Below are 24,529 nucleotides of genomic sequence, written 5' to 3'. Positions count from 1 at the left end.
GGACCGCCAGCTTCGAGGGGGACGGAGGCAGGCAGACCGCGACAGGGGCTCCGGGATTCAATCCCGTGGCACGCAGTCTCGCGGCGACGTTCTCCGCGCGCCGGGTCAGCTCCGCCCAGGACCAGGACTGGTCCCCGATGATGGCGGCCACGGTGCCCGGGCTCCGCTTCGAGCGCTCAGCGAGTTGGGCTGGAACGGAGGTGGAGACACGCACGGGACGCGGCGCGGGCCAGGTGGCGCGCTCGGTCTCGGTGGCCAAGGGCAGGCGAGAGACGCGCTCATCCGGACGAGCCATCGCGGACGCGAGCAGCACGTGGAGATGGTCCACCATCCGACCGGCGGTCGCCGCGTCGAACAGCTCCGTGGCGTACTCCAGCGCGCCGTGGACGCGGCCCGACTCGTCACCGAGCACGAGCGTCAAGTCAGACAGCGTGGTGCCCCACTGCACGGGGCCGTCCGGGACTTCGACGATGGAGCCGCGGACCCCGGTCATCTCCAGGGCCGCCGCTCCGCCGCTGATGCCGCTGTGGAACACGAAGACGGTGTCCGTCATGCGCCCACGGCCGATGTCCTTGCCGGGGACGAGTGCTTCCACCAGGTACTCGAAGGGCACGTCCGGACGGGACTGGACCTCGTTGAGCTCCTGGCGCACGCGGTTGAGCAGCTCACGGAACGTCGGGTCGTCCGCGAAGCTGGTGCGGAACGCGGCGGAGTGCGCCACGTATCCGATGAGGGGCAGCAGCTCCGGCCGGGTGCGATTGCCCAGGGGCGTGCCGACGATGATGTCCGTCTGTCCGCTGTAGCGGTGCAGCAAGGTCTGCCACGCGGCGAGCACCAGCATGTACGACGTGAAGCCCTCGCGTTTACCGAACGCGCCCAGCTCGCGGGCCAGGGCTCGGGGGAACTCCACGGGCAGGCGCACGGAGGTGAGCGGGCAGCTCGCGGGACGCTTGCGGTCCGTGGCCACTTCGAGCTGACGCGGCATTCCCGCGAGCCGCTGACGCCACCACTGTTCCTGCTCGGGGAAGCGGCCCTCGCGGATGCCTCCGCGCTGCCAAGCGCCGAAGTCCGCGTACTGGATGGGGAGGGGAGGCAGGGGCGATGGGCGGCCTTGTTTGAAGGCACCGTAGAGCTGCACCAGCTCGTTGATGAAGAGCGCGGTGGAGAGCGTGTCGCAGACGACGTGGTGGATGCTGCCCAGCAGCAGATGGTGCCCAGGCTCCAGGCTGAGCAGTGAGGTCCGGATGACGGGCCCGTTCACCAGGTCGAACGGGAGCATCGCCTCCTCGCGCGCCAGGCGCATGGCCTCGGCTTCGCGCAGCTCGGGCGTGGCTCCGTGTACGTCGACGATGGGGAGGGGGATGTGTACGTCGTGGTGGAACCGTTGGACGGGCCGGCCGTCGACCACGTCATACGTCGTGCGCAGGGCCTCATGCCGTCGGACGACCTCCTGGACCGCGCGCGCCAGCGTGGCCGCGTCCAGATCGCCTTCGAGTCGCAGGACGAAGGGGATGTTGTACGCGGAGAGGCCGGGCAGGTGCTGCTCCAGCCGCCAGACACGCTCCTGAACGAAGGAGAGCGGCAGCTCGGTTGTGCGGGGCAGGGGGACCAGGGGCAGCTCGCGAGTCGGCGCGGCGACGGGGGCCTGCCGCAGCATCGGCTCGATACGCAGAGCGATGCCGGCCACGGTGGGCGCCTCGAACAGCGCCGCCAGGGGGAGCTGCACGCCGAACGCTTCTCGGACCTGGTTGAGAAGCTGCGCGGCCATCAGCGAGTTGCCGCCAATCTCCAGGAAGTCGTCATCACGGCCGACGAACTCCAGGCCCAGACGCTCACGCCAGAGTCCCGCGAGTCGCTCCTCGATGGCACCGCGCGGTGCGTCCTCGCGAGTCGGCGTGGCTTCCACGGGCTCCGGCTCGGGAGTCACCGGTGGCGACCGAGGTGCCTCCACTGGCGCCCCATGGGTGGGCCGTAAGCCCGAGGACTCCGACGGTGTTACGTGGACAGGGCGGAAGCCAGCGGACTCACTCTGGACGGTGCGAGTGGGCCGTGAGCCAGCGGGTTCGGACGGGAGTCCGTGCACGGGCGGTGAGTCTGGGGACCCGGCCGGGACTCCGTGGGCGGGCCGGACGCCAGTGGCCTCCGCTGGCACCACGTGAGCAGGTCTGTACCCAGACGACTCCGGCGGAGCAAGCAACGCCGGCGGGGGCACGAGTCCCGTCGTCGTCGGACGCCCGGGCTCCGTCCCAGACGCCATGGCCGTAACAGACGGAAGATGCGCGACCGGCGTCGGTGCTCCGGACGCGGCCCTCAGCTGCACGGACTCCGCGACGACCAGGGGCTGCACAGGTGCAGCGCCGGGCTTTGCCTCCACCCAGACGCGCTTCTCCTGGAACGGATACGTAGGCAGGTGCAGTCGGTGGCGCTGCTCATGCGCGAAGAATGCGGACCACTCCACCTCCACACCCTGGGTCCACAGCTCACCCACGGACGCGAGGAGACTCGCGTGCTCGGGCGTTGAGGTCCCCCGCCGCAGCGTGGCGAGCGCCTTCACCCGGTCCTTGTCCTGGCCCAGCGATGCGCGCACCAGCGGCGTCAAATCCTGTCCAGGGCCCACCTCCAGCAACACGCTGCATCCCTCTTCGAGCAGCGCTCCCACCGCGTCGGCGAACAACACCGGCTCGCGCATCTGGTCGGCCCAGTACCGAGGCTCGGCCAGCGCCCCGGTCCGTGCCCACGTGCCCGTCACGCTGGACGCGTAGCGCACGGTCGGCTCGGAGCGGCGCAGCGAGGCCACCACCCGCGAGAGTTCGGGCATCAGCGGCTCCACATCCGCCGAGTGGAACGCATGGGGCGCGGGCATCCGCACCACACCGACGTCCCGGCGCTTCAGCGTCTCCTGGAGTTGCTCCACCTCCGCCACGGGGCCCGCGACGACGCAGCGGTCCACCGCGTTGACCGCGGCCAGGGACAGCCGGCCCGACAGCAGCGGCTGCACCTGCGACTCGGGCAGCGCCACCGCGAGCATGGCTCCCGGCGGCATCCGGTGCATCAGCTCGCCTCGGGCCACGGCCAGCTTCAGGCCGTCCTCCAGCGACAACACTCCGGAGACGCAGGCCGCGGCGTACTCACCGAAGCTGTGTCCCAGGACGGCATGGGGCTTCAGGCCCCAGTCCATCCACATCCGCGCGAGCGAGCACTCGACGGTGAACAGCGCCGGCAGCGCGACGCGCGTGTCCGCGAGCAGCGTCGCGTGCTCGGCCTCCTGTCCCGGTGCGGAGGTCAGCAGCGTGCGGACCTGGGCCCGCAGCGCCGGAGTCAGCAGCGCCAGGCACGCCTCGACATGGGCGCGGAACGTGGGCTCGGTGTCGAGCAACTCTCGACCCATGCCCAACTGCTGGCTCCCCTGGCCCGGGAAGATGAAGGCGATGCGGCGCCGACGCGCGGCCTCCGTGTCCTTCACCTTCGTCGGCGTGGAGGGCTTGAGGAGCTGTCTCGTCAGCTCGGCCGCGTCGCGAGCCACCACCACGCGGCGATGCTCGAAGACCTTGCGGCCAACGGCGAGCGTGAAGGCGGCATCCGCCACGGGCAGGGCCTCGGCATGCGCCTCCGCATGGGAGGCGAGCTGCTTCGAGGCCGCATCCAGCGCCTCGGGCGTGCGTGCGGACAGGACGAACAGGTGATGGGTGCGGGAGCTGCTGCCGCTCGGAGACATCGGGGACTCCTCGAGCACGGCGTGGGCGTTGGTGCCGCCAATGCCGAAGGAGCTGACCGCGGCGCGCCGCGGGGTCTCGCTCCTCGGCCACGGCCGAAGGGTGGTGTTGACGAAGAAGGGCGTGGCGTCGAAATCAATCTGCGGATTGGGGCGCTCGAAGTGCAGGCTCGGGGGAATCTCCCCGTGCCGCAGCGACAGCGCGACCTTGATGAGGCCCGCGAGTCCGGCGACGGTGTCCAGGTGGCCGACGTTGGACTTCAACGAGGCCAGGGCGATGGTGCCTCGGTGCTCGGGGCCCAGGCCGTAGGCGCGCTGGAGCGCCGTCACCTCAATGGGGTCTCCCAGCGGAGTCGCCGTGCCGTGCGCCTCCACGTAGCCGATGTCCGAGGCCGGCACGCCGGAGCGCGCGAGCGCCTGGCGGATGACCGCGGACTGCCCCTGCACACTGGGCGCGGTGAAGCCCGACTTGTCGCGCCCGTCGTTGTTGGTCGCCGTCGCGCGAATCACCGCGTAGATGGCATCGCCATCCCGCTCCGCGTCCTCCAGGCGCTTGAGGACGACGCAGGCCACGCCGTTGCCGGAGACGGTGCCCTGCGCCGCCGCGTCGAACGAGCGGCAGTGCCCGTCCGGCGAGAGAATCATTCCCTCCTGGTACACGTAGCCCGTGCGCTGGGGCACCGACAGGCGCGTCGCCCCGGCCATGGCCACGTCGGACATTCCCGCGAGCAGGTTCTGGCAAGCCAGGTGGACGGCCACCAGCCCCGTGGAGCACGCGGTGTGGATGAGGACGCTCTCACCGGTGAGGCCCAGCTTGAAGGACGTCTTCGTGGCCAGGCTCTCGTGGGTGGCCGTGCCGTAGAGTTCGAACAGCGCGGCGCCATCCAGCGGCACCGTGGCGCGCACCGCCTCCGTGTAGCCGGAGTCGATGGCCCCCGCGTACAGGGAGATGGCCCCCGGGAAGCGATCAGGGTCGATGCCCGCGTCTTCCAGCGCCGTCCAGGCCGACTGGAGGAACACGCGCTGCTGCGGGTCCAACCACTGCGCCTCGCGCAGGGACATGTCGAAGAACGCGTGGTCGAAGCGGTCCGCGCCTTCGAGCACGCCCCCCGCCGGGACGAACGCCGGGTGCTGGCTCAGGTCGATGCCCTCGGGGAGGCCGGGCATGCGCTCCAGCTCCTCGGGCTTGAACCAGGTGATGGACTCGATGCCTCCGCGCAGGTTGCGCCAGAACTCGCCCACGGACCTCGCGCCGGGGAAACGTCCCGCCATGCCGATGATGGCGACGGCCCCCGAGGTGGAGGGCTTGGACACGGGGCGCTGAGGCTCGGGCTCGACGTGAGGCGTCGCCGTGGTGGCGGCCTCCGCGACCTGCTTCTCCAGGGCACGGGCGAGCCCCTGGACGGTGGGGTGTTCGAACAGCCACACCACGGGGAGCGGCTGGCCCAGCTCTTCACGCAAACGCGCGGCGATGCGCACGACGGAGAGCGACGTGCCGCCCAGCTCCTCGAAGAGGTGGTCATGCATGCCGACGCGCTCGGTGCCCAGCTCCTTCGCCCAGATGGCGGAGATGCGCTGCTCCAGCGGATTCGCGGGCTCGACGAAGCGGCCCTGTCGTCCCGTGGACGCGGCATCCGGCTTCGGCAGCGCCTTGCGGTCCACCTTGCCCGTCGAACTCAACGGCAGGGTGGGCAGCGTGACGATGACCGACGGCACCATGTACTCGGGCAGCCGCTGGCGCAGCCCCGCGCGCAGGTCGGCCGTGTCCAGCGTCTGGCCCTCCCGCGCGGAGACGTAGGCCACCAGTCGCCTGTCACCCGGGACGTCTTCGCGAACCACGGCGGCGACTTCATGCACGGCGGGCTGGGAGGCCAGGGCGGCTTCCACTTCGGACAGCTCGATACGGAAGCCGCGGATCTTCACCTGCTGGTCCGTGCGTCCGATGAACTCCAGCACGCCCTCGGCCCGCCAGCGGACGACGTCACCGGTGCGGTAGAGCCGCTCTCCCGGGAGGTTGCCGTAGGGATTCGGGACGAAGCGCTCGGCGGTCAGGTCCGGACGCGACACGTAGCCGCGAGCCACGCCCAGGCCACCGAGGTACAGCTCGCCAGGGACGCCCACGGGCACCAACTGCTGCCGGGCATCCAGGACATACGCCTGCGTGTTGTCGATGGGCGTTCCAATGGGGAACGACACGCCCGACGGCATCGGCCGCTGGATGGAGAAGGCCGTGGCGATGACCGAGACCTCGGTGGGCCCATAGGCGTTGGTCAGCGAGCCGCGCACCGTGGACAGCGCGCGATGCGCATGGGGCGCCGAGAGGACCTCACCGCCGACGTGAATCTCCTTCAGGCGCTCCAGGATGTCGGGACGGTGCTCCACGAGCTGCGCGAAGAGCCCCGAGGGCAGGTGCGTGAACGTAACGCCATGCCGCTCCATGACCGCGCCCAGCGTGTCCAGGTCACTGGGGACGGCGTTGGCCGGGTAGATGACCACTCGGCCGCCGTGCAGCAGCGAGGGGCACAGCTCCAACACCGAGCCATCGAACGAAATGGGCGCGAGCAGGATGCTGGTCTCTCGTGCTCCGTACCGCGCGTACCGCTCCGCGTGGCACAGGCGCAACAGGCCCCGGTTCTCGATGGCCACGCCCTTGGGCCGCCCCGTGCTGCCGGACGTGAAGATGACGTACGCGAGGTTGCGAGGGCCCGCGCCGGAGCTCGGTGGCGTCGTGGGCCATGAGTCCAGCTTCAGGTCCTCCAGGTTCAGGCTCTCCAGTCCCGAGTCAGGGAGGGACAGCCGCTCCCTTAGCGCGCGCGAGGAGACGAGCAGCTTCGGCCGCGCGTCCTCGACCATGAAGGCCAGGCGCTGGGCCGGGTACGCCGCGTCGAGCGGGACGTAGGCGCCACCCGCCTTCATCACGGCGAGGATGGTGACCACCATGTCGAAGCCGCGCTCCAGGCACACGGCGACGAGGACCTCGGGCCCCACACCGCGAGAACGCAGCAGGTGCGCGAGGCGGTTGGCGCGTGCCTCCAGCTCCCTGTACGTCAGCTTCTGTTCGCCGGACTCCAGGGCGATGGCATCGGGGCGCAGGTTCGCCTGTCGCGAGAACCCGTCCACGAACGTGGCATCCGCCGGGAAGGGCCGCACGGTGTCACTCCAGTCGACCACGAGCTGATGGCGCTCGTCCGACGAGAGCAGGTCCAGCGTCCCCAGCGCACGGTCAGGAGTCGCCACCACGGCTTCGAGCAGGTTTCTCAGGTGGCTCGCGAGGCGTGCCACCGTGGGCGCGGTGAACAGCTCCGTGCTGTACTCGATGACGCCACGCAGCCCGTCCGCCTCTTCCACGAGGACGAGGCCGAGGTCGAAGCGCGCGGTGTCGTTGTCCACGTCGAGCTGGCGCAACGTCAGGCCGGGCACGTTCATCGTCGTGGCGGGCGTGTTCTGGAGCGCGAAGACCACCTGCACCAGCGGCGTGCGTCCCAGGTCTCGCTGGGGCTGGAGTTCCTCGACGAGCCGCTCGAAGGGCAGGTCCTGGTGCTCATACGCCGCGAGGGTCGTCTCACGCACCTGGGCGAGCAATGCGCGGAAGGAGTCCTCCGGACGCACCCGTGCGCGCAGCACCAACGTGTTGACGAAGAACCCGACCAGTCCCTCCAGCTCGCCATGGCGGCGGCCCGCGATGGGCGAGCCGACGAGCAGCTCCTCCTGCCGGCTGTAGCGCGAGAGCAGCGTCTGCCACGCGGCCAGCAAGGTCATGAAGGGCGTGGCCCCTGCCTGCCGTCCGAGGGCAACGACGCGATTCACCAGCTCGCGAGGAAGCTGGATGGCGTGCGAGGCCCCCTGCGGCGTGCGCAGCGCGGGACGCGGCAGGTCGGTGGGCAGATCGAGGACGTGAGGCGCGCCTTCGAGTCGCTGCTTCCACCAGGCGACTTCCCTGGCGAGCGTGTCGCCCTGGAGCCACTGGCGCTGCCACGCCGCGAAGTCGACGTACTGCACCGGCAACGGAGACAGCGCCGGAGCCTTCTGCGCGGAGAAGGCCTCGTAGGCCAACGCCACCTCGCGCACCATCACCGCCAGGGACCAGCCGTCCGAGATGATGTGGTGCATGACGAGCACCAGCACGTGCAGCTCCGAGTCGAGCTTCACCAGCACGGTGCGCAGGAGCGGCCCGGTGCTCAGGTCGAACGGCTGGCTGGCCTCCTCGGCGGCGTACTTGCGCGCCGCGGCCTCGTGCTCCGAAGGCGAGACATCCGTGAGGTCGGCGAGCGGCAGGGTCCACGGCTTGTGCGGATGGAACGTCTGCGTGGGCTGGCCGTCCTTGAGCGCGAAGGTCGCGCGCAGGGGCTCGTGACGGGAGACGAGGAGGTCCAGCGCCTGCCGCAGCGCCTCGGGATTCAAGGCGCCTTCCAGTCGGACCGCGCCGGACACGTTGTACTGGGTGCCTCCTGGCTGGACCTGGTCCAGCAGCCACAGCCGCTGCTGCGCGAACGACAGCGGCAGCTCCCCGTCGCGAGGAATGGGACGCAGTGGCGGCACCTGCGACGGTGTCGAGCGGAAGAGCATTCCCTCTTCGACAAGCTCCGTGACTCGGGCCACGGTGGGTGCGTCGAAGAGGGCGTGCACGGGGAGTTCGACGCCGAACGTGGTGCGGATGCGAGAGACGAGCTGGGTCGCGAGCAGCGAGTGTCCGCCGAGCGCGAAGAAGTCGTCATGCAGCCCCACGTGCTCGACGCGGAGCAGCTCGCGGAAGGCGCTGGCGACCCGTTGCTGGAAGGGCGTGAGTCGTTCAGGTGCGGTGGGCACGGTGGTTCCAGCCGTGGTCGGTGCCACCGGGGCCGGGAGCGCCTTCCGATCCAGCTTCCCGCTCGGGGACAGCGGGAAGGCCGGGAGGCTCACGAAGGCCGAGGGCACCATGAAGGTGGGGAGTCGGGTCGCCAGGTGGTCCTTCAGCCCGGTCGTGTCGGACGACGCGTACTCCTGGACCACGTAGGCGACGAGGCGCTGGTCGCCGGGGACGTCCTCGCGGACGAGGACGACGGCGTCGCGGACGGAGGGGTGTGAAAGGAGAGCGGCTTCGATGTCACCGAGCTCGATGCGGAAGCCGCGCAGCTTGACCTGGAAGTCGGAGCGGCCGAGGTACTCGAGCGTGCCGTCGGGCAGCCAGCGAGCGACGTCGCCGGTGCGGTAGAGGCGGGCCTCGGGAGCGTCGGAGAACGCATCGGGGATGAAGCGCTCGGCGGTGAGCTGGGGCTTGCGCCAGTAGCCGAGACCGACCTGGACGCCACCGATGAAGAGTTCACCCGGGACGCCGATGGGAGTGGGCTGGCCGAGGGAGTCGAGGACGTAGAGGCGGGTGTTGGCGACGGGCCTGCCGATGGGGACGGAGGAGCGAGAGGAGCCGCGAGCGCAGTGGAAGAAGGAGACGTCGACGGCGGCCTCGGTGGGGCCGTAGAGGTTGTGGACTTCCGCGGAGGCGGGCAGGCGCGAGTGGGCGCGGGCCACCAACTCCGAGGAGAGAGCCTCACCACTGCACACGATGCGACGCAGGCCCGAGAGCTTCTCGAGTCCCGGCTCCTCCAGGAAGGCGCGGAGCATGGAGGGGACGAAGTGCAGGGTGGAGATGCGCTGCTCGGAGATGAGGCGGACGAGGTAGGCGGGGTCCTGGTGTCCGCCCGGCTTCGCGAGGACGAGGCGAGCGCCCGTCATGAGGGGCCAGAAGAACTCCCAGACGGAGACGTCGAAGGAGAAGGGAGTCTTCTGAAGGACGGAGTCGTCGGGAGACAGGCCGTACTGCTGCTGCATCCACAGGAGGCGGTTGACGATGCCGGAGTGGGCATTCATGGCGCCCTTGGGGCGGCCGGTGGAGCCCGAGGTGAAGATGACGTAGGCGAGCGAGTCGGCGCCGGCCAGGGGCGAGGGAGTCGTCGAGGGCTGACGAGAGACAGCGGTCGCGTCGGAGTCCAGGCACAGCACGCGAGAAGCGTGAGGAGGCAGGACGGACTTGAGGTGCTCGTGGGTGACGAGGACGGGCGCATCCGCGTCCTCCAGCATTCCGGCGAGGCGCTCGCGGGGGTAGGCCGGGTCCAGGGGGACGTAGGCGGCGCCGGACTTGAGGACGGCGAGGAGCGCGACGACGAGGTCCAGGGAGCGCTCCAGGCAGACACCGACGAGGACGCCGGGGCGAGCACCGAGAGAGCGCAGGTGCCAGGCGAGCTGGTTGGCGCGAGAGTCGAGCTGGGAGAAGGAGAGGGAGGAGTCCTCGAAGCGGACGGCCTCCGCGTTGGGAGAACGAAGGACCTGGGCCTCGATGAGCGAGTGCAGGGACACATCGCGCGGGTAGGCCTCCGTGCGGCCCTGGAGCTCCACCAGCACCTGTCGCCGATCCTCCTCACCCATCAGCGGAAGCTGTCCGATGGGGCTCTTCGCATCGCGAGCCACGGTCTCCAGCAGGACGCGGAAGTGTCGGCCCAGCCGCTCTGCGGAAGCAGGGGAGAACAGGTCGAGACTGAACTCCAACGCGCCGTCGAGTCCGCCGTCCTGCTGCTCCATCAGGGACATCGTGAGGTCGAGCCGCGCGGTGTTCGTCGCGGTCTTCAACACGTCGACCCGGACGCCGGGCAGCGCCGGAGGCTGCATGGGCGCGTTCTGCAACGCGAACATGACCTGGATGAGCGGAGACCTGCGGCCCTCGCGCTCGCCGCCGAGCGACTCCACGAGCTGGTCGAACGGGACGTCCTGGTGGACGTACGCGGCCAGCGACTCCTCACGGACTCGCGCCACCAGCTCCGTGAAGGTCGGGTTGCCATCGACGCGGGCTCGCAGCACCAGCGTGTTGACGAAGAAGCCGATGAGCGGCTCCAGCTCTGCTCGGGTGCGCTGGGCCACGGGGCTTCCGATGCAGAAGTCCTGCTGCCCGGAGTAGCGCGACAGCAACACCTCGAACGCGGCGAGCAGGACCATGAACAGCGTGGCCCCTTCGGCGCGAGCCAGCTTCTCCAGCTCCGCCACCAGCTCCGGGGGCAGCGTGAAGAAGTGACTGCCACCCCGAATCGTCCGCGTCGCGGGACGCACGGTGTCCGCCGGAAGCTCCAGCGCGGGAGCCCCGACGAAGCGGGCGCGCAGGGATTCGAGCTGTCCCTGGATGCCCTCGGAGCGCACCCACTGCCGCTGCCACGCCGCGAAGTCCGCGTACTGCACGGGCAGCTCGGGCAAGGTGGGCTCACGGCCCTCGGCGATGGCCTCGTAGAGCGCGGCCACCTCTCGCACCAGCACGCCCATGGACCAGCCGTCCGAGACGATGTGGTGCATGCACAGCAACAGGATGTGCTCGGTGGGCTCGGTACGGACGAGCACCGTGCGCAGCATCGGACCGGTCTGGAGGTCGAACCGGTGATGCGCCTCCTCGACCATCCGAGCGCGGAGCGCGGTCTCGCGCGCTGCGGGAGCCAGCGAGCTCAGGTCCTCCACGGGCAGGGACCAGCGCGTCGGCGCGGGTTGGATGCGCTGGAACGGAAGTCCTTCACGGGCGAGGAAGGTCGTGCGGAGCACCTCGTGCCGGAGGACCAGCGCGGCGAAGGTCTGCCTCAACACGTCCACGTCGAGCGCGCCGGACATCTTCAGCGCCACGGGCACGTTGTAGACGGCCTGGCCCGGCTGGAGCTGTTCCAGGAGCCACAGGCGCTGCTGGGCGAAGGACAGGGGCATCGCCTCGTCACGGGCCACCGTCAGCAGCGGCGGCATCGCCGTGCGCGAGGCGTGCAGCATGAGCGCCTCGATTCGCTGCGCCAGCCCCGCCAGCGTGGGGGCCTCGAACAACACGCGCAGCGGCAGGTCCACGTCGAGCCGCGCGCGCACCCGTGTCACCAACTGCGTGGCCAGCAGGGAGTGGCCACCCAGCTCGAAGAAGTCGTCGTCCGGACCCACCCGGTCCACCTTCAGCACCTCGCGGAACAGGGCCGCGAGCTGCTGCTGGAGGAGGGGGAGGGCATCCTCGGAGACAGGCGAGGACGAGGACACTTCCGGCGTCGGCAGCGCCTTGCGGTCCACCTTGCCGTTGGGGGACAGGGGCAGGGCGTCGAGCGCGACGAACGCCGTCGGCACCATGTACTCCGGCAACTGACGACGCAGGTGCTCACGCAGGGCGCCGCTCTCCAGCGTCGCGGGCACCACGTACGCCACCAGGCGCTTGTCGCCCGGTGTGTCCTCGCGCACCACCACCGTGGCTTCGAGCACGCCCGGATGGGTGCGCAGCGAGGCTTCGACCTCGCCCGGCTCGATGCGGAAGCCACGCACCTTCACCTGGAAGTCCGTGCGGCCCAGGAAGCGGAGCGTGCCGTCCGCTGTCCACCGCACCCGGTCTCCGGAGCGGTACAGCCGAGCGCCCGGCGTGGAGGAGAACGGATGAGGAACGAAGCGCTCCGCGGTGAGGGCAGGCTGACCCAGGTAGCCCCGGGCCAGACCGTCTCCTCCGATGAACAGCTCACCCGGGACACCGACGGGCACGGGCTGAAGAGCGTCGTCGAGGACGAAGACCTGGGTATTGCCGATGGGCCGACCGATGGAGACGGAGGTCCCCACCTCGTCACCCGGTGACAGCCGGTGGCAGGCGGTGAAGGTGGTCCCCTCGGTGGGGCCGTACCCGTTCACCAGACCACGGCCACTGGCCAGTCGCTCGCGCACCCGTGGCGCGGGCAACACGTCGCCGCCCGCGAGGAGCTGCGGAACCCGGGCCAGGGCCTCCGGCTGATGCTGCTGCATCTGGTCGAACAGTGCGGCCGTCAACCAGAGGAGCGACACCTCATGCCGCACGAGCGCCTGGCCCAGCTCCTCCAGGTCCGTCGTCGCGTGCGGGTAGATGACCAGCCGTCCGCCATGCAGCAACGCGCCCCACAGCTCCAGGGTGGACGCATCGAACGCCAGCGGCGCGAGCTGGAGCACCACTTCCTTGGGGCCCAGGTCGACGAAGCGCGCGCCGGTCAACAGGCGCACCACGCTTCGGTGCGGAATGGCCACGCCCTTGGGCGTTCCCGTGGAGCCGGAGGTGTACGTGACGTACGCGAGCTGGTCCGGTCCGATGTCCGAGTTCACCGCGTGCGTGGGCTGCCGCGCGATGACGCTCCATTCGGAGTCCAGGCTCACCAGGGGCTGGGAGCCCGAGGGGAGCTCGTCCTCCAGCGACGCCTGCGTGAGCACCGCCGCCACGCCCGAGTCCTCGAACAGGAACGCGAGCCGATGCGCCGGGTACGACGGGTCCAGGGGCACGTAGCACCCCCCGGCCTTGAGGATGCCGAGCACCCCCACCACCATCTCCAGACTCCGGTGGAGGCACACGCCCACGCGCGACTCGGCGCCCAGGCCCAGGGTTCGCAGGTGGTGCGCCAGCTGGTTGGACCGCTCGTCGAGCTGCGCGTACGTGAGCGTCCGACCGTCATGATCCACGGCCACGGCCGACGGCGTGCGAGCAACCTGCGCGGAGAACAGCGCGGGAATCGTCGCCACGGCGGGCAGCTCCACCTGCGTGTCGTTCCAGTCGCGCAGCAGTTGATGACGCTCGGCCTCGGTCATCAGGGGCAGCTGACTGAGGCGCTGCTCCAGACCTCCGCGAGCCACCGCCTGGAGCACCACGCGCAGGTGCTCCGCCATCCGGTGGATCGTCGCTTCGGTGAAGAGGTCGGTGCTGTATTCGAGCTGTCCCTCCAGCGCGCCCTCCCGCTCCATCAGGGAGAGCGTGAGGTCGTAGCGCGCCGTGTCCGTGGTGCACGGAAGCAGGTCCACCTGCATGCCCGTGAGCGACGGCGCCCGCATCGGCGTGTTCTGGAGCACGAAGAGGGTCTGGAACAGCGGCGTGCGCGAGAGGTCTCGCTCACCGCCGAGGGCTTCCACCACCCGGTCGAACGGCGCGTCCTGATGAGAGAAGGCCGCCAGGGCGACTTCCTTCACCTGCCGCACCATGGTGGCGACGGTGGGGTCCTCGTCCCACTGGAAGCGCAGCGGGACGGTGTTGACGAAGAAGCCGATCAACCCCTCCAGCTCCGGCCGTTCGCGGTGACCCACCGTGGTCCCCGTGGTGAAGTCGCGCTGCCCCGAGTACCGAGCCAGCAACGCCTGCCAGCCGGTCAGCAGCACCATGAACAGTGTCGCGCTCTGTTCGCGACCGACGACCTCCAGGGCCGACACCAGCTCCGCGGGCAACGAGAAGGAGTGCATGGCGCCCCTGAAGCTGCGGGACGCGGGACGTGCATGGTCCGTGGGAAGCTCCAGCACGGGAGCCTCCTGGAGCCGTGAGCGCCACCAGTCGACTTGCGCGCTCACCGCGCTGTCTTCCATCACTCGCCGCTGCCACGCCGCGTAGTCGGCGTACTGCACCGGCAGCTCCGGGAGCGCCGCGCTCTTGTTCTCCAGGAGCGCGGTGTGGACCTCGGCGACCTCGCGCACCAGCACGTCCACGGACCAGCCGTCCGAGATGATGTGGTGCATGCACAGCAGGAGGACGTGCTCCTGCTCCCCGAGCTTCAGCAGCGCGGTGCGCAGCAACGGGCCGCGCTCCAGGTCGAAGGGACGGTGTGCCTCTTCGCTGATGCGGCGCGCGGCCGTGGCCTCGCGCGCGGAGGGCACCAGCGCGCTCAGGTCCTCGATTCGCAGCGCCCAGGTCTCGGGCGCGGGATGGACGTACTGCACGGGCCGTCCCTCGCGGGACGTGAAGGTGGTGCGCAGCGTCTCGTGACGACGGGCGACCTCCTGGAAGGCACGGCGCAGCACGTCCACCTGGAGCGTCCCACGCAGTCGCAGCGCGGCGGGCATGTTGAACGCGACGAGGCCCGGCTGGAGCTGGTCCATGAACCACAGCCGCTGCTGGGCGAAGGACAGCTCCATTCCCTCCGGAGCGCGGGGCAGGGCGACCAGGGGCGGCAGCTCGGAGGCGGACGCCGCGAGCGAGGCTTCGAGTCGCTCCGCGAGCCGCGCCACGGTGGGCGCCTCGAAGAACGCGCGCAGCGACAGCGTGCTCCCCAGCCGCGCACGCAGTCGCGTCACCACCTGCGTGGCGAGCAGCGAGTGCCCGCCCAGCAGGAAGAAGTCGTCATTCAGGCCCACGCGCTCCACGCGCAGCACTTCGCGGAACACGTCCGCGAGCTGACGCTGGAGCTCCGTCTGGGGGGCCTCGAAGCTGGAGGCTCCCGCAGCGAAGTCAGGGACTGGCAGGGCCTTGCGGTCCACCTTGCCGTGGGACGTCTGGGGCAACGACTCCAGCGCGACGAACGCGCTTGGCACCATGTACTCGGGGAGGCGCTGGCGCAGGTGGGCGCGAAGCGACTCCGTGTCCACGGTGGCCGGCGAGACGTAGGCCACCAGTCGCTTGTCACCCGGAACGTCCTCTCGGACCACCGCGATGGCCTCACCGACCTCGGCGTGCGCGCGCAGGGCGGACTCCACCTCACCCAGCTCGATGCGGAAGCCACGCACCTTCACCTGGAAGTCGATGCGCCCCAGGAACTCGAGGGTGCCGTCCGGACGCCAGCGCACGCGGTCTCCCGAGCGGTACAGCCGCTCGCCGGGCGTGGAGGCGAAGGGATTCGGGACGAAGCGCTCGGCGGTGAGCGCGGGCTGGCCCTGGTAGCCCCGAGCGAGTCCCGCTCCACCGATGAGCAGCTCGCCCGGAACACCCACGGGCACGGGCCGCAGGCTCGGGTCCACGACGTAGACGTGGGTATTGGCCAGGGGGCGACCGATGGGAATCGAGTCGCCCAGCGTGTCACCCGGGTTGAGGGGGTGCTGCGTGGTGGCGACGGAGACTTCCGTGGGGCCATAGGCGTTGATGAGCGAGCGGCCCTGGGCCAGTCGTTCCCGCGCCCGGGGCACGGGCAGCACGTCTCCACCCACGATCAGCCAAGGCACCTGGGCCAGGGCCTCCGGTTGATGCTGCTGCATCACGTCGAACAACGCGGTGGGCAGCAAGGCGGCGGTCACTCGCTCCTCGACGAGGATGCGTGCGAGTTCTGTCACCTCGGGCATTTGAGCCGGGTACACGACGAGCCGTGCGCCGGACAGCAGCGTGGTCCAGACCTCCAGGGCGAGCGGGTCGAACGTGGGCGCACAAATCTGGAGGACGACGTCCTCGGGTCCGGTGGCGAGGCTCAGGCCGGACGCCAGACGCAGCACGGCCCGGTGGGTGACGGCCACGCCCTTGGGCATGCCCGTCGATCCAGAGGTGTACGTGACGTAGGCGAGCTGGTCCGGGCTCGTCGAGAGCGTCACCTCGTCTGTCGACTGGCGCGCGATGTGCGCCCACTCGGAGTCCAGGCACACGCGCGAAGGCGCGACGGACGGGAGCACCGAGGCGACAGCCTCCAGCGTGAGCACCGTGGAGAGGCCGGCATCCGCGATGACGAAGGCGAGTCGTTGCTCGGGCCACGCCGGATCCAGGGGCACGTAGCTGCCACCAGCCTTCACGACACCGAGCATGGCGACCACGAGCTCCGTGCTTCGCGGCAGGAGCAGGCCCACGCGAGGCTCCGACCCCAGTCCCCGGGCCAGGAGGTGGCGCGCGAGCTGGTTGGAGCGTGCCTCGAGTTCCGCGTAGCTGAGACCGTGGCCCTGGTGAACCACTGCCACGGCGTCGGGTCTGGCCCGCGCGTGCGCGGAGATGCGCTCGTGGATCGTGCTCTCGGACGGGTACTCGGCGCGGGTGTCATTCCAGGAGACGAGCACCTGGTGTCGCTCGGCCTCGGACATCAGCGGCAGTGCGGAGAGCCGGCGTCGCGCGTCTTCCACCACGCCGCGCAGCAAGCGCTGGAAGTGGTCGACCAGTCGCCGCGCGGTGTCCGGGGTAAAGAGGTCCAGGCTGTACTCGAGCTGTCCCTCCAGGGTGCCCGAGCGCTCCATCAGCGAGACGGTGACGTCGAACTTGGAGGTGTTCGTCGCCGTCCGCAGGAGGTCCACGCTCAGGCCCGGCAGCGCTGGAGGCTGTAGCGGAGCGTTCTGGAGCACGAACACCGACTGGAACACGGGCGTGCGCGACAGGTCGCGCTCTCCGCCCAGGGCCTCGACGAGCCGATCGAATGGCACGTCCTGATGAGCGAAGGCCGCGAGGGACTCCTCGCGCACCCGGCCCACCAGCTCTACGAAGGTCGGGTCGCCCGCGAGCTGTGCCCGCAGCGCGAGCGTGTTGACGAAGAAGCCAATCAGCCCCTCCAGCTCCGGACGCGTGCGATGGGCCACGGGAGTGCCCACGCAGAAGTCCGTCTGGCCGGAGTACCGCGCGAGCAGGGTCTGCCAGGTGGCGAGCAGCACCATGAAGAGCGTGGCGCCCTCGGACTGGCCCAGCTTCTCCAACTGGGAGACCAGGTCAGCCGGCACGGTGAAGAACTCCGTCGCTCCGCGAGAGCCGCGCACGGCGGGACGCGGGAAGTCCGTCGGCAGCTCGAGGACGGGGGTCCCCTGGACGTGCGATCGCCAGGCTTCGAGCTGGGTGTTCTCGGTCTCGTTCTCCAGCACGCGCCGCTGCCAGGCCGAGTAGTCGGCGTACTGGACCGGGAGTGTGGGGAGGGTGGCCGCGCGGCCCGAGGAGGCGGCCGCATAGAGCATGGCGACCTCGCGCACGAGCACGCCCATGGACCAGCCGTCGGAGACGATGTGGTGCATGCACAACAGGAGCAGGTGCTCCTCGGCTCCCAGGCGGAGCAGCGCCGTGCGCAGCAGGGGGCCGTGCTCCAGGTCGAACGCGTGGTGCGCCTCCTCGGAGACGCGGTGCTCCACGGCGGCCGCGCGCGCGGAGGACTCCAGGGGGCTCAGGTCCTCGACCTCCAGAGGCCAGGCCTCGGGCGCTGGATGGACGAGTTGCACGGGCTGGCCATCGCGCGAGGCGAACGTCGTCCGCAGGGGCTCGTGCCGACGGACGACCTCCGCGAAGGTCCGACGCAGGGACTCGACGTCGAGTCGTCCCGTCAGCCGCAGGGCCACGGGGATGTTGTACGCGGCCTGTCCGGGCTGGAGCTGCTCCAGGAACCAGAGGCGCTGCTGCGCGAAGGACACGGCGAGCGCGTCCACCGTTCCGGAGCGAGTCAGGTGCTCCAGGGGCACGCTCTCGCTCGGTGTCGGAGCCGCGCCTTGCAGTGGAGCGATGCGCTCGGAGAGCCGTTCGACGGTGGGCGCTTCGAAGAGGGCACGAAGGGACAACGAGACGCCGAGCTGAGCGCGCAGCCGCGTCACCACCTGCGTGGCCAGCAGCGAGTGTCCACCGAGCGCGAAGAAGTCATCCCGGGCACCCACGCGGGAGTGCCCCAGCACCTCGGAGAAGATGCGAGCGATGGCCTCCTCGGTGGGGTTTCTCGGCGCGAGGTATTCGTCCTCGATGACGGAGCGGTCCGCTTCCGGAGCGGGCAGCGCGCCACGGTTCACCTTGCCACTGGGAGTCAGCGGCAGCGACGGCAGCACGACAAAGGCCGACGGCACCATGTGCGGCGGCAAACGCTCCATGAGCGACTGCCGGATGCGCGCCACTTCGCGAGCGCTCCGGGCCCCGCGCAGCGGGTCGTTCGCGAGTCGCGACACGGGCGCGAGGTCACCGGCCGCCTCCGGGGTGAGGTCGAGTCGAGTGGCCTCACCGGGCCGTGAGAACACCACGTCCAGGGCGCCGTCCGCATGCGCGCCGGCCCAGCTCACCCGGACGTCGTAGCCGAGCATTCCGCCCAGGGCATAGAGGTCCTCCGGCTCCACGCCTCGTGAGCCGGGCCAGTCGCGGAGCACTTCGCGCAGCGCGCCCACGTGCGGCGGCCGGCCGGTGCCGGAGAGCAGCGCGACCAGTCGAGTGTCATCGAGCACGCGGGCGTTGGGCAGGCCGCGCACGGCCAGCATCGAAGGCTGGGCTTCGAGCTTCTGGCGCAGGGTCTCCAGCGACAGGTTGCTTCCATCCACCCAGTCAGGACGCGAGGCCGCGGTGGCCTCGCCCACATGGAGGATGACCTCGTAGCGGAAGCGGCTCAGCTCGTTGTCGTAGCGACCGTGTTTGGGCAGGACCTCCACTCGGGAGATGCCCGCCACCCGCGCGGGCAGCGAGGTGAAGTACGTGGGCGAGAGGACCAGCTCCTCCTCGGCCAGCACGTCTCGCTGCACGCGGTACTGGAGCTGCGGCGTCGACAGGTTGGGCGGCGCGCGATGCAGGCGCACCGAGGCACGGAAGGACTCCAGCAGCTCCAGGTTGCGCACGTCGCCCAGGAAGATGCGGCCCCCGGGCTTGAGCACCTTCACCGCTCCGCTCAGTACCTGGAGCAGGTAGTCGCCGCTCGGGAAGTACTGGATGACGGAGTTCAGGATGACGGTGTCGAACGAGTGGGGCTCGATGCCGGACAGGTCATCCACGCTTCGATGCAGCAGGGAGACGGAGCGAAGGGCGTCGCCCAGTCGTTCCTTCTGCTGCTCGATGCGATCCAACGCGGGCCGGGCGAAGTCCACGCCCCAGTACGCCTCGCACCGAGGCGCCAGCCGATACAGGAGGAGGCCCGTGCCGCAGCCCAGCTCCAGCACCCGGCGAGGACGCAGGGCGAGGATCTGCCGCACCGTGGTGTCCACCCACTCGCGCATCTGCGGCGCGGGGAGCGGCCCGCCGGTGTAGCTGTCATTCCAGCCGGAGATGTCGAAGGTGGGGTCCTCGCTGCGCTCCCCCTGGGCGTAGGTCTCGTCGTAGACGGCCTTCCACTGCGCCGTCTGCTCCACGGTGCCCGACGTGTCCAGGTCCCCGAGGACGACGTACGCCGCCAGGCGCTTGTCTCCCGGCGAGTCCTCGCGGGCCATCACCACGGTCTCTCGCACCGAGGGATGCGTGCTCAACGCCGATTCGATCTCCCCCAGCTCGATGCGGAAGCCGCGAATCTTCACCTGGTTGTCGATGCGGCCCAGGTACTCCAAGTCTCCATTGGCCAGGCGTCGCGCCAGGTCTCCCGCGCGGTACAGCCTGCGTCCGCGCACGGGGCCGAAGCGGTCTTCCACGAAGCGCGCCGAGGTCAGCTCGGGACGCCGCAGGTAGCCACGGGCCACACCCGCGCCACCAACGTGGATTTCTCCCGGGACGCCCACGGGCACGGGCTGGCCGAGCGCATCCAGCAGGTAGATTTGAAGGTCCGGAATCGGCGCGCCAATCACGCTGGACCAGGGGCGCTCCACGTCCTCCATCCGCACGGGACGGTAGGTGACGTGGACCGTCGTCTCGGTGATGCCGTACATGTTGACGAGCGTCGGACGCGCGTCGCCATGCCGCTCGAACCACGGACGCAGCGCGGCCATGTCCAGCGCTTCACCGCCGAAGACCACGTAGCGCAGGGACAACGTGGGGAGCGGACCGCGCGCGGCGGCCTGTTGCTCGGCATGGATGAGCTGGCGGAACGCGGTGGGCGTCTGGTTGAGGACGGTGACGCGCTCGTCCGCGAGCAGCCGATGGAAGGCCTCGGGAGAGCGGCTCACCCAGTACGGCACCACCACCAGCCGGCCGCCGTAGAGCAGCGCGCCCCAGAGTTCCCAGACGGAGAAGTCGAACGCGTAGGAGTGGAACAGGGTCCACACGTCCTCGGGTCCGAAGTGGAACCACGCGTCGGTGGCGGTGAAGAGGCGCACGACGTTGTCGTGCCGCACCATCACGCCCTTGGGGCGCCCCGTGGAGCCGGAGGTGTAGATGACGTAGGCGAGGTCGCTCGGGGCGTTGCAGCGCGGCGGGCGCGGCGCGGGGGCGGAGTCGGACGGCTCCATGTCCAGGCGCACCACGGCGGCGCCGGGCGCGGGCACGCGGTCCTCCAGCGAGGTCTGCGTGATGAGGACGGGGGCCTGCGCGTCCTCCAGCATGAACGCGAGGTTCTCCCGGGGATACGACGGGTCCAGCGGCAGGTACGCACCGCCGGCCTTGAGGATGCCGAGCAGGGCCACGATGAGGTCCAGCCCGCGCTCCAGGCACACTCCGACGAGGACGTCGGGGCCCACGCCATGGCGCAGCAGCACCTGGGCCAGCCGGTTCGCGCGTGAATCCAGATCGCGGTACGTCAGGTGACTGGACTCGAACGTGACGGCGACGGCGTCCGGCGTGCGGTCCACCTGCGCCTCGAAGCGCTCCACCAGCGTGCCGTCACTCGGCGACTCGGTGCGGGGGTTCCAGGCGTGCAGCACGTGCTGACGCTCGGCCTCCGTCATCAAGGGCAGCTCGGCGATGCGCTGGCCGGGAGCGTCCACCATGCCGCCCACCACCACTTCGAGGTGGCCGAGCAGCCGGTCGATGGTCTCCGCATCGAAGAGGTCCGACGCGTACTTGCAGCCGATGAGCAGTCCGTCGGGCCCGTGCGCGGCCTCGAAGGTCAGGTCCAGTTCGGTGGTGCGGTTGTCCAGCAGGGACACGCCCAGCGTCAGGCCGTTGCCGACGGCCAGGTCGCGCGGAATGTCGTAGTCGTCGAGGACGAAAGCGACGTTGTACAGCTCGCGCCGCTGCGAGCCGGGCTGCACGGCCGCGAGCACGTGGTCGAACGGGCAATGCCCATGGGCCAGCGCGCCCAGGGTGCTCTGCTTCACCGCCGCGAGCAGCCCCGTCACGGTGGACTCGGACGGGAGCCGTACGCGCAACGGGATGAAGTTGGTGCAGTCGCCCATCAGCCCGCGAATGCCGGGGACCTCGCGGCCGGAGATGGCGGAGCCGAGCACGAAGTCGGCCTGTCCGCTCCAGCGATGCAGCACGGTGGACAGCGCGGCGACCACGCTCATGAACGGCGTGACGCCTTCACGTCGACCCAGGGCATGGAACTTCGCCATCAGCGCCGCGGGCAACAGCCGCGAGCGGCGCGCACCGTGGAACGAGAGGCGCTGCGGCCGAGGCCTGTCGGTGGGAAGGGCGAGCAGGGAGGGGGCCTCCGCGAGCGCCTGCTTCCACCACGTCAGCTCCTTCCTGAGTGCCTGGGGCGTGAGGTGCTCACGCTGCCACGCGGCGAAGTCTCCGTACTGGAGCGCCGGCTCGGGCAGGGGCGAGGGTTGTCCCGCGCTGAAGGCCCCGTAGAGGGTGGCCAGCTCGCGCGCCATCAGGCCCACGGTCCAGCCGTCGGCCACCAGGTGGTGCACGGAGACGACGAGGGCATGGTCCTCGGCCGCGAAGCACACGAGGCTGAAGCGAAGCAGCGGACCCGTCGCCGGGTCCATGGGACGTTGGCCATCTCGTACGGCCACGGCATCCAGCACGGAGGCGCGGTCCGCGAGGTCATCGGCGTCAGTGACGACTCGCTCGATGGCCACGGGCGTCGGTGCGTGGACGTGCTGGAGCAGCTCACCGTCCTTCGAGGTGAGCGTGGTCCGCAGCACGTCGTGGCGACGGACCAGTTCGTTCAGCGCGCGCTCCAGCGCGGCAGTGTCCAGGTGTCCCCGCAACGTGAAGGCGAGGGGGATGTGGTAGGCGGTCGAGGCCGGTTCGAGCTGCTGGATGAACCAGAGTCGCTGCTGCGCGAAGGAGGCCGGCAGAGGCCCAGCGTTCGAGCTGCCCCGCGCCACCGGACCGGAACGCGGTGCGAGCGAGCCCTGGGCCCCCGTCGACACCTCTGTGATGAGTCCCCGGAGGCTGACGTCCTGAAGCAGCGTAGCGGCGGAGATGCGCGCGCCCAGGCGCTTCTCGATGCGCACCTGAAGGTCGGCCGCGCCCAGGGAGTCCATCCCCAATCGGGTCAACGGAGCATCCAGGTCCACGGTGCCAGCGGAGGCACCCAGTACGGCGGAGAGTTCCTCGCGAAGCGCGCGCTCCAGCTCCGCGGAGGACAAGCCCGAAGTCCTCGCGGATGGTTCCACGAGCGCGCCAGCGGAAACCGCCACGTCGGCGCTCGCGGACGGCGCGGTGCCGGACTGAGCGGCCACACCGACGCCCACCGTCGACGCGGTGCCGGACTGTGCGGCCACGCCGACGCCCATCGTCGACGCGGTGCGGGACTGAGCGTCCGCGGTCCCACCAACGTTCACGGACGAAGCGGTGCCCAGCAGCGACGACCCGGTTGCTCGAGGCTCCTTCTCAACGACCCCAGCGGTTGCATCCCGAATCGTCCCAGGTGTGCCCCCGAGGTTCAGGTCCGAGCGCCACAGCACGGGCAGCTCGCCCGAGGCCAGTCCCGCGCGGCAGGCGAAGCGCTGGATCTTCCCGCTCGACGTCTTCGGGATGGAGCCGGGCGGAAGCAGTGCCACCGTCCTGGGTTGGACCTCCAGCTCACGGGCAATGCCCTGCCGCACCGAGTCCGCCACGGCGGTCAGCGCCTCGGTGTCTCCCGACTCCGCAAGTTCGCGCGCCACCTCCGCGACCACCGCGAGGGCCTCACCCTCCGGCGTCTCGATTCCGAAGGCCGCCACGCCACCGGGCCGCACACGCCGATGCGCGCGCTCCACCACGGCCTCCACGTCCTGCGGGTACAGGTTCCTACCCCGCAGGATGATGAGGTCCTTGCGACGCCCGGTGACGATGAGCTGCCCGTCATCGAGGAGCAGTCCCAGGTCCCCCGTGCGCAGATAGGCAGGTCCGTCCTCGGCGCCCACGGGGCGTGCCTGGAACGTCTCCTGCGACTGCTCGGGCTTGTGCCAGTAGCCCAGCGCCACACTGCCGCCGGACACCCAGATTTCGCCCACTTCACCTGCGGCGTGCGGCACCTTCGTCTCGGGATCGACGATGAGCAGCCGCTGCTCGGCCAGCGTCGCACCGCAGCTCACATGCGCGCGGACGCCCGGGGTCTCCGGGGCCGCGAGGACAGCCGTGCCACGAGACAGCGAAGCCTCGTCGAGCACGTGCACGCGAGGAACGCGGCCCTTCTGCTCACCGGTGACGATGAGCGTGCCCTCGGCGAGCCCATAGCAGGGATAGAACGCCTCGCGACGGAAGCCCGCCGGAGCGAACACCTCCGCGAAGCGGTCCAACGTGGCGGCGCGAATGGGCTCCGCTCCGCAGAACGCCACTTCCCACGAACTCAAATCGAGCGCCTTCACGTCCTCGGAGGTGGCGCGACGCGCGCACAGCTCGAAGGCGAAGTTCGGGCCTCCACTGACGGTGCCCCGGAAGCGGGACACGGCCTCCAGCCAGCGCATGGGACGCTGGAGGAAGGACATCGGTGACATCAACGCCACGGAGAAGCCGCCGAACAGCGGCTGGAGGATGCCGCCAATCAGCCCCATGTCGTGGTACGGCGGCAGCCAGATGACGCCCACGCTGTCGCGGCGCACCTGGAACGCACCGGAGATGAGCCCCAGGTTGTGCAGCAGGTTGGCGTGGGACAGCATCACGCCCTTGGGCGTCCCCGTGGAGCCCGACGTGTACTGGAGGAACGCCAGCGTGTCGGAGCCAAGGTCGGGCTCGCGCCACGCGTCCTCGCCGCCCACGGGCAGGTCATCCGTGGACAACCACTGAAGCGCTCGGAAGTCCGGCGCCTGTTCGAAGACGAAGTCCGCCAGGCCCAGGATGCCCGACGTGGTGAGTACCACCGTCGCCTCCGCGTCCTGGATGATGGCGCGCAAGCGGGGAAGGGTGCGCTCGAGCCGCGTCGGGTCCGGCGGATAGGCGGGCACCGCCACCGCGCCCGCATACAAGCAGCCAAAGAAACCCGCGAGGTAGTCGAGCCCCGGCGGATAGAGCAGCAGCACTCGCTGGCCCACGGCCCCACGCGCTTGCAGCGCGGCGGCGATGCGACGTGCCTGTCGCTCCAGATCGGGTGCGGTCAGCGCGGCTTCGTCGCCGTCCGACTCTCCGAGGAAGGTGTAGAGCGGCTGCCGCGACGACTCTCCGACTGCGCGCGCACGGAGGGCGTCATTGAGGATTCGAAAGGGAGCATGCAT

Annotated in this window: 1 protein-coding gene (cut by a window edge); it reads right to left on the bottom strand. The window is 70.3% G+C overall.

Going from position 1 to position 24,529, the window contains the following annotated elements; genetic code table 11:
* On the bottom strand, window positions 1-24,529 hold the 5' portion of the coding sequence (locus FJV41_RS04155) for a non-ribosomal peptide synthase/polyketide synthase (protein WP_141641092.1). It extends 22,082 nt beyond the left edge of the window; only the first 24,529 of its 46,611 coding nucleotides appear in the window; its start codon is at window positions 24,527-24,529; its stop codon lies off the left edge, out of view.

The organism is Myxococcus llanfairpwllgwyngyllgogerychwyrndrobwllllantysiliogogogochensis (assembly GCF_006636215.1).
Classification (GTDB): Bacteria; Myxococcota; Myxococcia; order Myxococcales; family Myxococcaceae; genus Myxococcus; species Myxococcus llanfairpwllgwyngyllgogerychwyrndrobwllllantysiliogogogochensis.
This window is presented reverse-complemented; position numbering and strand designations above follow the sequence as displayed.